Source organism: Peribacillus sp. NPDC096448, assembly GCF_044762675.1.
In the GTDB taxonomy this organism is placed as follows: domain Bacteria; phylum Bacillota; class Bacilli; order Bacillales; family DSM-1321; genus Peribacillus; species Peribacillus frigoritolerans_B.
In genome coordinates this window covers 254584-267049 of the sequence record NZ_JBIWEU010000007.1, presented here as the reverse complement: position 1 = coordinate 267049, position 12466 = coordinate 254584, and the positions used below count along the sequence as shown (strand labels likewise).

Here is a 12466-nt window from a genome sequence, read left to right as displayed (position 1 = left end):
AGGACAGCTTTTAATTTCAACTCTAATGAATATTTTGTCATAAAAAATAGCACCTCCAATTGTTAGATGGTGTCTAACAATTGGGGTGCAGTTCATATATACGGGCCTGTTTTCACTTGGATATGGTGTGTTTTACAACCATTTTACTTTAGGTTCAGTTTTATCGATAATCCGCTTGATGTTTGCGCGATGCCGGTAAAAAATGAAAATCGTTATTATACCGATTACAATAATGAGCGCTAAATCACCAGTATGAAACACTAAACTGTAGATGAGAGCAAGTAAACAAGCAATCATGGAAGAAAGCGAGACATATTTGGATATGTATAAGGATATGAAGAATATGAAAACGGCGAAAACGAAAAACAATGGTTCATATGCAAGAATGACACCAGCAGAAGTCGCCACAGCTTTACCGCCCCGAAAGTTTGCGAAAATGGGAAACATATGACCGATGACCGCAAAAACTCCGGCTAGCAATGGATTCATACCCACGCCTAGCATATCCGGCAGAAAAGTTGCTAGGGTACCCTTAAGAATATCCATTATAGTAACGGTTAGTCCCGCCTTGACACCAAGTGTCCTGAAGGTATTTGTCCCGCCTAGATTTTTACTGCCATGCTCCCGGATGTCAATTTTGTAAAATGTTTTACCGATTATTAAACCGGAAGGAATCGAACCGATCAGGTAGGCAGCCAGTATAGTGATAAATGTAAGCATTCTATTACCCTTTCTTTAAGAAAAATCTTCTTTTTTTATCACGTTTAAGGGTGATTGTTCCCTTTTTCAAAAATAAACGTGTAGAAATAGCTAAAAACAGCCCTAAAATACCTGTTAAGCTTCTCTTATTGTAACATTTTCGTGACAAAATGGTACGGCTGTCCAAAAAAAATCCACTAAAAAAATGAATTTTCCTTGATGGACTTACATCTTTTGATATACGTTAAGTTCATGAACGGTAATAGGTTTAGGCTTCCTTATTTTCGTAAATATAAAATGAAGGATGCCTACTTGTATAAATTGTTACAATACGTGGTAGTCTGTATGAACATAAGAAAGTTAATTGAGTCATGCCTTTTCGAAACTTATTCTTTCTTGTATAATGGTTTTTCTTAATAATGGTAATAAACAGCTTTTCTCTGTAAAATACCTTTGTTAGGAATACTCTTTATTCAAATATTACATTTTATTATAAAGGGGATTGAAAAGAATGATAGAAAATCCAAGCAGAGAAGAAATGGGAAAGATGTTGAAAAAATCGAAGCGCATCGCTGTCGTTGGTTTATCTAATAACCCTGAGCGCACTTCTTATATGGTATCGAAGGCCATGCAGGATAGCGGATATGAAATCATCCCGGTAAACCCTGCCGTAACCGAAGTGCTGGGTGTAAAGGCAGTTAAAGCCCTGAAAGATATTGAAGGGCACGTCGATATCGTCAATGTTTTCCGCCGTTCAGAGTTCCTTCCGGAGATAGCCAAGGAATTTGCAGAAATCGATGCAGATATCTTTTGGGCGCAGCTAGGGGTGGAAAATGAAGAAGCATATAATTTTTTGAAAGAAAAAGGATATACTGTCATCATGAATCGATGTATAAAAGTCGAACACGCCCTTACTAAGTAAAATGAAGAGCGGAACTTCCGCTCTTTTTTTAAGGTATCGCTGTCTCTCTGGGGAAGAACTAAAAGGCGGCCATAGCAGGCATTGAGCGGTCGGGCAAATTTAGGCCGTTAAAGCTTAATTTGATTAAAATAATAAAAGTATATTTGCCAAATGAAAATTTACCGCTACAATTAGAATGGTAGCTATGATACGTTTTGTTCCACACAAATGTACTAACGCTAATAAAAAGGACAAAAAAACAGAACACTTGTTCTTTGTTCGTGAAAGTATTATACTTGTTATAATGATATTAACGTATTAATGGATTTGTTAAGCTAGTGAGTCATTTCATTGCAGTATGATTTGGCCCGGAAATTGTGTTTAGTAAGGAAAGGGGAATTTCTGTGGCAAAGAAAGTAAAAACAATCGAGTACAATGATGATGCAATTCAGGTACTGGAAGGACTCGAAGCGGTCAGAAAACGTCCCGGTATGTATATCGGCAGTACTGATGCACGCGGACTTCATCATTTAGTGTATGAGATTGTAGATAACTCCGTAGATGAGGCTTTAGCTGGATATGGAGACCAAATTAGTGTGAAAATACATAAAGATAACAGTGTAAGTGTGTCCGATAAAGGGCGTGGAATGCCTATTGGCATGCATAAATTAGGTAAACCGACACCTGAAGTAATTTTGACGATTCTTCATGCTGGAGGTAAATTTGGACAAGGCGGATATAAAACGAGTGGAGGCCTTCATGGAGTCGGTGCTTCGGTCGTTAACGCGTTGTCTGAATGGCTTGTCGTGACAATCAAAAGGGACGGGTTCATTTACGAACAACGTTTTATCAATGGCGGAAAGCCAGAAACCACATTGGAGAAAATCGGTAAAACCAATCAAGCCGGGACCAAAATCCACTTCAAGCCCGATCCTAAAATATTTTCAGTGACGACTTTTAATTATGAGATCCTATGTGAGCGTCTTCGCGAATCAGCTTTTCTTTTAAAAGGAATGAAGATAGAATTGACGGATGAGCGTAACGACCATAATGAAATTTTTCACTATGAAAATGGCATTGAAGCGTTTGTCGATTATTTAAATGAAGAGAAAGAGACACTTCATAGTGTAGTCAGCTTAGAAGGGGAACAAAATGGGATAGAAGTCGAACTCGCCTTTCAATTCAACGATGGTTATTCAGAAAATATTTTAAGCTTTGTGAATAACGTTCGTACAAAAGACGGAGGCACCCATGAGATTGGTGCCAAAACGGCCATGACACGGGCATTTAATGATTATGCCAGAAAAATGGGGCTATTAAAGGAAAAAGATAAAAACCTCGAAGGTACCGATATACGTGAAGGCTTGTCTTCAATCATTTCAGTGCGCATCCCTGAAGAACTTCTTCAATTCGAAGGACAAACCAAGAGCAAACTTGGAACCAGCGAAGCCCGTTCTGCAGTCGATTCCATCGTATCAGAGCACCTAGCCTACTTTTTTGAAGAAGATCCAACCACGAGTACCCTATTGGTTAAAAAAGCGATTAAAGCGTTCCAGGCAAGGGAAGCGGCACGCAAAGCCCGAGAAGATGCAAGAAGCGGGAAGAAACGGAAAAAATCCGATGCCATCCTTTCTGGGAAATTAACACCAGCTCAATCGAAAAATCCCGAACGAAATGAATTGTATCTTGTAGAAGGTGACTCTGCTGGGGGATCCGCTAAACAGGGGCGGGATCGCCGTTTCCAAGCAGTTCTTCCATTGCGGGGTAAAGTTATCAATACGGAAAAGGCAAAACTGGCGGATATTTTTAAAAACGAGGAAATAAATACGATTATCCATGCAATCGGCGGAGGTGTCGGTGCGGAGTTCAATACGCCGGATACTAACTATGATAAAGTGATCATCATGACTGATGCCGATACGGATGGAGCCCATATCCAAGTGCTGCTGCTGACTTTCTTTTACCGATATATGAAGCCGTTAATAGAGTCAGGAAAGGTTTACATTGCCTTGCCCCCTTTATATAAAGTGAGTAAAGGGACAGGGAAGAAAGAAGTCATTGAGTATGCTTGGAGCGACGAGGAACTTCAGGAAGCGATAGACAAGGTGGGGAAAGGCTATATGATTCAGCGCTATAAAGGGCTGGGTGAGATGAATGCCGATCAATTGTGGGATACCACCATGAACCCGGAAACAAGGACATTGATACGTGTGAAGATCGATGATGGAGCACGTGCAGAAAGACGTGTGACAACTTTGATGGGAGATAAGGTTGAACCGCGTCGTAAGTGGATTGAAGCCAATGTCGCTTTTGGTCTCGAAGAGGAATCGAATATTTTAGATAATGAAAATATGTCGATTGAAGAGGAGGTCATTGACGATGGTATTTGAAGAAACGTTTCGGGATTTGCCGCTTGAAGAGGTAATTGGTGACCGCTTCGGCCGTTATAGTAAATATATTATCCAAGATCGGGCACTTCCAGATGCAAGGGACGGCTTAAAACCGGTTCAGCGCAGGATATTGTATGCGATGCATGTCGAAGGAAACACTCAGGAAAAAGGCTTTAGGAAATCCGCAAAAACGGTCGGTAATGTAATCGGTAATTATCACCCTCACGGAGATTCATCCGTTTATGAGGCAATGGTTAGGATGAGCCAAGACTGGAAGCTGCGGAAGGTCATGGTCCAAATGCACGGAAACAATGGTAGCATTGATGGTGATCCGCCTGCTGCGATGCGGTATACGGAAGCAAGGCTTTCATCGATTGCCTCCGAGATGCTGCGGGATATTGAAAAAAGGACGGTCGATTTTGTACCGAACTTTGATGATACTTCAGAAGAGCCCATTGTATTGCCTGCAATGTTCCCTAACCTGCTTGTAAACGGCTCTACGGGAATTTCAGCCGGCTATGCCACTGAAATCCCGCCGCATCAACTAGGTGAAGTCATTGATGCTGCCATTATGCGAATCGATAAGCCGGAAGCGACAGTCGCTGATTTAATGACTGTCATTAAAGGGCCGGATTTTCCTACTGGCGGTATCATCCAAGGTATTGAAGGCATTCGTAAGGCCTATGAAACAGGTAAAGGGAAAATAATCATTCGCGGGTTGGCGGAAGTGGAAACGATTCGGGGCGGCAAACAGCAAATCGTCATCACTGAAATCCCATATGAAGTCAATAAAGCAAACCTTGTTAAGAAAATGGATGAATTCCGTCTAGACCGGAAAGTGGAAGGTATCGCTGAAGTAAGGGATGAGACCGACCGTACAGGACTGCGCATTGTCATCGAACTGAAAAAAGAAGCAGATGCAAATGGAGTCCTGCATTATTTATACAAAAATTCCGATCTCCAGATTGCATACAATTTCAATATGGTTGCGATTTATAAAAAACGGCCAACATTGATGAGCCTGCCTAAAATGCTCGATGCTTATATCGAACACCGTAAAGAGGTAATCGTGAACCGTTCGCGTTATGAGCTGCAAAAGGCACATGACAGGGCACATATCGTCGATGGATTAGTGAAAGCTTTATCTATATTAGATGAAGTCATCGCTGTCATCCGGGCATCTAAAGACAAACGGAACGCTAAAGATAACCTCATAGCTAAATTCGCTTTTACAGAAGCGCAAGCTGAAGCCATTGTCTCCTTGCAGTTATATAGGCTGACAAATACGGATATTACAGCACTTGAAGCAGAGGCAGCGGAATTGAAGAACAAAATTGAGGAATTGACAAAGATTCTTGGCAGTGAAAAAGTTCTTCTTCAAGTAATTAAAAAAGAACTTCGATTCATTAAAAAGGGCTTTGATGACGGACGGCGTTCTAAAATCGAAAAAGAAATTGAAGAAATCAAAATAAATCTTGAAGTCTTGATTGCGAGTGAAGACGTGATGGTTACCGTGACGAAAGAAGGCTATGTCAAACGGACATCGTTACGATCTTATGCAGCATCAGGAGGTCTTGATTTTGGCATGAAGGATTCCGATCGCCTACTCCAGAGACTGGAGATGAATACAACAGATGTCCTGTTGCTGTTCACATCCAAAGGGAACTACCTCTATTGTCCAGTTCATCAGCTTCCTGATATTCGCTGGAAGGAAACCGGTCAGCATATCGCGAACATCATTCCGATTGACAGGGAAGAACAAATCATAAAAGCGATTCCAATCAAAGATTTTACCATGCCGGAATTCTTAGTGTTCATCACGAAAAATGGTATGGTGAAAAAGACAGAATTGGCTTCCTATAAAGCCCAGCGTCATTCAAAACCGCTGGTTGGTGTCAATTTAAAAGGTGATGATGAACTGGTCGATGTCCATCATACCGATGGACAGGCTGACCTTTTCCTAGTCACTCATAACGGCTATGGTTTATGGTTTGATGAAGAAGAAGTAAGTGTTGTCGGTGTCCGGGCAGCAGGAGTCAAAGGGATTAATTTAAAAGAAGATGACTATGTCATTGGCGGAAAGGTTTTGGCCAAGGATAGTAAAGAATCGATCTTTATCGTTACACAGCGCGGGGCCATAAAGAAAATGAAATTAACCGAGTTTGAAAAAACGAGCCGGGCAAAACGCGGTGTCGTGGTCTTGAGGGAATTGAAGTCGAATCCTCATAGGGTCATTGGTTTCGATATCATTAACAAAACCGACAGTCTATTCATTCTTTCCGAAAAGGGAACCATTGAAACGGTTCATGCCGCTTCATTAAAAAATCATGATCGATATACGAATGGATCATTTATTTTTGATGAAACGGTTAGTGGAAAAGCGAAAGAATTATGGAAAATATCATTGGAAGATGACACCGCCATAGAGCAGTGAATCATTTATTAAAACGGGATGCTGAACTTGATCAGCATCCCGTTTTATTTTACCGAAAATGATCAGTTATATCGACATGCCAGCACTATAGTTTGAGTCCTTTTATGAAAGCAATGACTCAATTCAAAAATGACTTATTGAGTCAAATATAAATCCTATAATTATAAACCTAATATTATTAAGAGCGCAGCAAATAATTCAATTTTGAATTTTACCATTAATTGAATCAACGTTTCAAAACGATTTATTTTTGGCACACTCCTTGCATATTGTTAGTATGACTTCTTTATTTTTGAATGAAGAAAGGGGAGGACCAATGGATAGACCTTGGATAAAGCATATCCCGTCCGGAAATCCAATAGAGATTGATATTCCTGAAATTTCATTGACAGAACTATTTTTTCAATCGGTCGAACAGTATTCGGAAAATACAGCGGTAACGTTCATGGAGGAAAGGTATACATATTCAGAGTTGGGGATGTTAGTGAAAAAATGTGCCCGCTTGCTTGCTGATGAAGGGATTGGTAAGGGAGAACGTGTGGCTCTTATGCTACCTAATTGTCCCCAATATCCAATTGGTTTTTTTGGAACTCTTTTGAATGGAGCCATTGTTGTCCAAATCAATCCAATGTATAAGGAGAACGAATTAATACATGTCTTGAAAGATTCAGGTGCAAAGCACATCATTGTGCTCGACGATTTATTGTCAATAGTTGAAGCCGTCATAGCTGAAACCGATGTTGAAAATGTGTTGAGCGTGTCGCTGGAAAAGGGCAAATGTGAAATGACAAAAAAGCTGCTATCTGTAACAGAGGCGGATTTCACTGTGGAGATTGAACCTGCTAGAGATGTCGCCGTCCTCCAATATACAGGAGGAACGACAGGGCGTTCTAAGGGCGCGATGCTTACCCATCGTAATATCGTAGCCAATACGCTGCAAAGTGCAGCCACTTCAAGAATCAATACTCAAAAGGGGAAGGAAAGGGTACTAGGTGTTTCCCCATTATTTCATGTTTATGGCATGACTTCAGGGATGAACCTGACGTTTTATAATGGCGGGGAATTAATTCTTGTATCCCGATTTCAGGTAACGGAGATCGTCGATATTATCAATAATCTTAAACCGACTATTTTTCCAGGGGTACCGACGATGTATATTGCTTTATTACAATATTACCAGTCCCAACCATTTGATTTGCATACATTGACATCTTGTGTTTCGGGTTCGTCACCATTGCCATTGAATGTATTGTCAAGGTTTAACGAACTTAGTGGAACAAAGATTGCAGAGGGCTATGGACTATCCGAGGCGTCACCTGTCACGCACCGGAATCCAGTCAGCGGCCTGCAAAAACCCGGAAGTATCGGGATTCCGATACAAAATACGGATGCCGCCATAATTGACAATATTACAGGAGAGCCTGCACTTTTGGTTGATACACCAGGTGAATTGGTCATAAAGGGTCCACAGGTAATGAAAGGGTATTGGGGCATGCCTGAAGAGACTAGGCAGACGATTCAAAACGGATGGCTGCATACCGGTGATATTGCCAAGATGGATGAAGATGGCTTCTTTTACATTGTGGGACGGAAGAAAGAGATGATCATCGCAGGCGGATTCAATATTTATCCAATTGAAATTGAAGATATACTATACAGCCATCCTAAGGTTCTGGAAGCTGCCGTCTTTGGCGTTCCCGATCAATATCGGGGTGAAACGGTACATGCAGCGGTAGTTCTTAAACCAAGTGAAAGGATAACTGAAACCGAATTGAAGGATTATTGCCGAAAGCAGCTAGCTGCCTTTAAAGTCCCAAAAGCAATCACATTTGAAAGTGAACTTCCGAAGACGGCGGTCGGTAAAATCTTGAAACGAAAACTTCAAGAAAAACATATCGCTCATTCGGATAAGATATGAAAGCGCTAACAACCAATTCGCAGATAAAGGGGAATGCAAATGGACTTTCGCTTAGATGAAGACATCCTGCTATTAAAAGAAAATATACGCCAGTTTATCGAAGAAAAAATCGATCCATTTTCCATGCAGATAGAGGATGAAGATCATATCCCGGAATCCATCATAAATTTATCGAAGGAAATCGGGCTATTCGGACTTAGTATCCCGGAAAGGTATGGCGGACTCGGAATCGGGATGGTGGGAAAATGTGCTTTATATGAGGAAATCGGCAAAACACATAATGGATATACCACTCTGATTGGGGCTCACACCGGTATAGGGACCGTAGGGATAGTTGAAATGGGCAATGAAATGCAAAAGGAAAAGTATCTGCCAGATATGGCAAGCGGTAATAGAATTGGCGCTTTTGCTTTAACTGAGCCTGCAGCGGGTTCCCATGCTACGAATCTCAAGATGACGGCTGTCAAAAATGGCGATAAATATATTCTAAATGGGACCAAGCATTATATAACGAATGCAGATGTAGCCGATATTTTTACAGTTATGGCCGTTACGGACAAAGATAAAGGTGCGAAAGGAATCTCTTCATTCATAGTAGAAAAAGATTTTCCTGGTTTTAGAGTTGGTAGCCTGGAAAGGAAGATGGGTCTTCGAGGCTCACATTCGGCCGAATTGTTTTTTGAAGATTGCGAGGTTCCTGCCGAAAATGTACTGGGGGACATCGGCCAAGGGTATGTAAACGCATTGAAGATCCTTGCAAATGGCCGGGCAGGCCTTGCTGCCCGTAATTTGGGGTCCTGTCAATACCTGCTCGATCTATCTACCAAATATGCCACAGAACGTGAACAATTCAATGTCCCGATCATTGATCATCAAGCCGTATCCCATATGATTGCCGAGATGGCAATGGAAATAGAAGCACTTCGCTCATTCACATACCGTGTTGCATGGATGGTCGATCAGAAAGAAAAAATCATTAAAGAAGCGGCAATGCTTAAGTTGTATGGTTCAGAAGTATATAATCGTGTCGCTGATAAGTCCGTTCAGATTCATGGCGGGATGGGATACATGAAGGATTATCCAGTTGAACGTTTCTATCGGGATGCCCGAATCACTAGAATATATGAAGGCACGTCCGAAATCCAAAAGAATATCATTACCGGACAATTAAAGAGAAAATATCAAAACTAGTCTAATTGGAAAGCGGAGGGGTTAAAATGGATTTACGACTATCAGATGAACAAAAAATGGTACAAAAAACAATACGCAAGTTCGTGGAAAATGAATTGATTCCATTGGAAAATGAAGTGCTTCGCAATGAAATGGCTGGAAAACCCAGTTTGCCAGAGGGGACATTGAAAGATTTACAGGAAAAAGCAAAAAAAGCTGGGTTTTGGGGCATCAATACCCCGGAGGAATTTGGCGGGGCAGACTTAGGGCAGCTCATGATGGCAATTGTCTTGATGGAAGTATCAAAAACGTTTGTACCATTCAGTTTTGGAGGTTCGGCTGATAACATACTTTATTATGCAAATGAAGAACAGAAACAGAAATATCTGATCCCTACGATTAATGGTGAGAAAAAGTCCTGTTTTGCCATGACGGAGCCGGGAGCTGGGTCCGATACGAGAAATATTAAAATGACGGCGGTAAAAGAAGGGAACGAATGGATGCTGAACGGTGAAAAAACTTTCATTACCGGAGGAAATGATGCCGATTTCGTCATGGTCATTGCTGTAACAGACAAAGAACGTCATCAAGCAACCGGAACGGAAGGGGTAACCTGTTTCATTGTAGACCGTGATATGGGCTGGAGATCAGAGTATATCAATACGATGGGAGAATGGGGACCGGCCGGTTTAGTTTTTGATAATGTCAGGGTACCTGAAGAAAACATCTTAGGGGAAGTGCATGGCGGTTATAAACTAGGTTTGGAATGGATTGGGTTTGCAAGATGGATCGTGGGCGCACGCGCTGTCGGTTCTGCAGAAAGATTGCTGCAAATGGCTATAGAATACGCTAAAGAACGAGTCACGTTCGGTAAACCGATAGCTGAGCGCCAGGCCATTCAATGGCAGATAGCTGATTCCGCTGTAGAGATTGAAGCTGCAAGATGGCTTGTATTGAATGCGGCTTTTACACTTGATAATGGAGAAGACAACCGCCATTTAGCTTCAATGGCTAAACTCTATGGAGCCAATATGGGGAATCGCGTCGTGGATCGAGTATTGCAGATACATGGTGGCATGGGCTATACGAAGGAGCTTCCCATCGAACGTTGGTACCGCGAGGCCAGGCTTTGGAGGATTTATGATGGTACGGATGAAATACAGCGTATGATCATTTCCCGAAATTTGATCAAGGGCCATGTTAAATTAGGACAATTCTTATAATAGATTAGGAGGAAACGATTATGACAGGGAGATTTTCAGGGAAAACGGCTTTAGTTACAGGTGGAAGCAGAGGGATTGGCCGGGCGATCGTCGAACTATTTGCCAGTGAAGGCGCAAACGTAGCGATTATCGATATCAATGAAGAGGTTTTGACAGCAACAGGAAATGAATTAAGGGATAAGGGTTATACCATTTTTACTAAAGTGGCCAACGTGGTCAATTCGGAAGAGGTGGAAGCATCGATAAAAGAAATTGCCGACACATTCGGATCGCTTGATATTCTCGTGAATAATGCTGGGGTCATCCGGGATAATCTACTTTTTAAAATGACCGATTCAGATTGGCAGACGGTAATGGATGTGCACTTAAAAGGTACTTTCAATGCGGTGCGTGCCGCCCAGAAACATATGGTTGCAAATAAATACGGAAGAATCATCAATATTTCATCCACTTCGGCCCTCGGGAACCGCGGGCAGGCTAATTATTCAGCCGCTAAAGCCGGGCTACAGGGGTTAACAAAAACACTGGCGATTGAACTTGGAAAATATGGGATAACGGCTAATTCGGTCGCACCAGGTTTTATCGAAACCGAAATGACGAAAGAAACAGCTAGGCGGGTGGGAGTGAGTTTTGAACAATTCGTCCAGGATAGGGCAAACAGTATTCCGGTTGCCAGAAGCGGTTTGCCAAGTGATATTGCTCATGCTGTTGCATTCTTTGCCGATGAGGCATCCTCATTCATTAGCGGGCAGGTTTTATATGTTGCGGGCGGTCCAAAAAATTAAGGGAAAAGGCGGGATGTTATGTTCAACGAAAGTATTGGAAAACGATCCAACCCCGTTAAAAATATAGTTGAACGGGGAGCCGTTAAAAAATTCGCATTATCGATTGGTGATCCCCACCCGATTTTCATTGATGAAGAAACAGGCAGGCAATCAAGGTACGGAACGAATATCGCTCCACCAACTTTCCCAAGGGTCTTTGATTTCGGGAAGATTGAAAGCTTAAATCTCCCGAATAAAGGCTTGATTCACGGTGAGCAGATATATCGCTATAACAGGCCACTGAAAGTAGGGGAAGAAATCACCTGTTATACGGAAGTGAAAGACTACTACGAGAAAAAAGGGAAACAAGGGGAAATGGGATTTCTAGCCTTTAAAAATTATGGTACGGATGCAAATGGGGAAATTGTCTTCACTGCTGAACAGCTTGTCATTTTAAATGAAACGATCAGAAGGATGGTGATGAGTAAGTGACGACATTAACCGAACTTCATATTGGTGACTCGTTACATTCAATCGAACTTGCACCTGTAACGCGACTGGACCTCATTAAATATGCCGGCGCATCAGGTGATTTCAATCCCATTCATACGATTGATGAGGAAGCAAAAAATGCTGGTCTTCCAGGTATCATCGCACATGGTATGTGGACGATGGGAAACCTCGCAAAGCTTTTCAGTAATCTTTATGAAATTGGGTTTATCGAAGAATACAAGATTCGTTTCAAAGGCATGGTTTTCTTAAATGATGTCATAACTCTTCAAGCGGATCTTAAAGAAAAAAATGGGAATAGATATTTTTTTAACGTAGCGGCCACTAACCAGTCAGGTAAGGAAGCGATCAGTGGAGAGGTTATTTTTAAGACTTACTGAGGGAAAGTAGTGATGAAAATTATTTCATCACTACTTTTTTTGGGAGCGAAATTCGACAATTTTAAAGGAGTTTCGAA

Annotated in this window: 10 protein-coding genes; 9 read left to right on the top strand and 1 reads right to left on the bottom strand. The window is 41.6% G+C overall.

Annotation, left to right across the window (positions count from 1 at the left end):
• Positions 1-132 precede the first annotated feature (132 nt).
• Entirely contained in the window at positions 133-720 is a 588-nt protein-coding gene (gene plsY / locus ACIQ0C_RS14560; RefSeq protein ID WP_403061076.1) for a glycerol-3-phosphate 1-O-acyltransferase PlsY, read from the bottom strand.
• Between the two features lie 490 nt (positions 721-1210).
• On the opposite strand from plsY, the gene ACIQ0C_RS14555 reads away from it, so the two are divergent.
• The 9 genes from ACIQ0C_RS14555 (at position 1211) to ACIQ0C_RS14515 (ending at position 12389) form a co-directional block, all read left to right on the top strand.
• A complete protein-coding gene (locus tag ACIQ0C_RS14555; protein WP_403061073.1) occupies positions 1211-1621 on the top strand; it encodes a CoA-binding protein in 411 nt (136 codons plus the stop codon).
• Between the two features lie 383 nt (positions 1622-2004).
• Positions 2005-3990 (top strand): DNA topoisomerase IV subunit B, encoded by a 1986-nt coding sequence (gene parE, locus ACIQ0C_RS14550; RefSeq protein WP_402841358.1) that lies wholly within the window; start codon positions 2005-2007, stop codon positions 3988-3990.
• Positions 3980-6424: a DNA topoisomerase IV subunit A gene (gene parC / locus ACIQ0C_RS14545; RefSeq protein WP_402841361.1), complete on the top strand. Its 2445-nt coding sequence runs from the start codon at positions 3980-3982 to the stop codon at positions 6422-6424. Before parE ends, parC begins: the two co-directional genes overlap by 11 nt.
• Positions 6425-6740: 316 nt before the next feature.
• Complete coding sequence (locus tag ACIQ0C_RS14540) at positions 6741-8342, top strand: long-chain-fatty-acid--CoA ligase (protein WP_403061070.1); 1602 nt, start codon at positions 6741-6743, stop codon at positions 8340-8342.
• Between the two features lie 39 nt (positions 8343-8381).
• On the top strand, positions 8382-9533 hold the full coding sequence (locus ACIQ0C_RS14535) for an acyl-CoA dehydrogenase family protein (protein WP_403061067.1): 1152 nt from the start codon (positions 8382-8384) through the stop codon (positions 9531-9533).
• 26 nt (positions 9534-9559) lie between these two features.
• Positions 9560-10735: an acyl-CoA dehydrogenase family protein gene (locus tag ACIQ0C_RS14530; protein ID WP_403061064.1), complete on the top strand. Its 1176-nt coding sequence runs from the start codon at positions 9560-9562 to the stop codon at positions 10733-10735.
• 20 nt (positions 10736-10755) lie between these two features.
• A complete protein-coding gene (locus ACIQ0C_RS14525) occupies positions 10756-11520 on the top strand; it encodes an SDR family oxidoreductase (protein ID WP_402841371.1) in 765 nt (254 codons plus the stop codon).
• 18 nt (positions 11521-11538) lie between these two features.
• Positions 11539-11991, top strand: a complete 453-nt coding sequence (locus tag ACIQ0C_RS14520; protein ID WP_402841373.1) for a MaoC family dehydratase N-terminal domain-containing protein — start codon at positions 11539-11541, stop codon at positions 11989-11991.
• Complete coding sequence (locus ACIQ0C_RS14515) at positions 11988-12389, top strand: MaoC/PaaZ C-terminal domain-containing protein (RefSeq protein ID WP_053534836.1); 402 nt, start codon at positions 11988-11990, stop codon at positions 12387-12389. The genes ACIQ0C_RS14520 and ACIQ0C_RS14515 overlap by 4 nt, the downstream gene beginning before the upstream one ends.
• Positions 12390-12466: the final 77 nt, after the last annotated feature.

Bases quoted from the DNA above. Each gene is read 5' to 3' on its own strand.
- ACIQ0C_RS14535 (WP_403061067.1), top strand. From the start codon at position 8,382: ATGGACTTTCGCTTAGATGAAGACATCCTGCTATTAAAAGAAAATATA.
- ACIQ0C_RS14525 (WP_402841371.1), top strand. From the start codon at position 10,756: ATGACAGGGAGATTTTCAGGGAAAACGGCTTTAGTTACAGGTGGAAGC.
- parC (WP_402841361.1), top strand. From the start codon at position 3,980: ATGGTATTTGAAGAAACGTTTCGGGATTTGCCGCTTGAAGAGGTAATT.
- ACIQ0C_RS14520 (WP_402841373.1), top strand. From the start codon at position 11,539: ATGTTCAACGAAAGTATTGGAAAACGATCCAACCCCGTTAAAAATATA.
- ACIQ0C_RS14530 (WP_403061064.1), top strand. From the start codon at position 9,560: ATGGATTTACGACTATCAGATGAACAAAAAATGGTACAAAAAACAATA.
- ACIQ0C_RS14540 (WP_403061070.1), top strand. From the start codon at position 6,741: ATGGATAGACCTTGGATAAAGCATATCCCGTCCGGAAATCCAATAGAG.
- plsY (WP_403061076.1), bottom strand. From the start codon at position 720: ATGCTTACATTTATCACTATACTGGCTGCCTACCTGATCGGTTCGATT.
- ACIQ0C_RS14555 (WP_403061073.1), top strand. From the start codon at position 1,211: ATGATAGAAAATCCAAGCAGAGAAGAAATGGGAAAGATGTTGAAAAAA.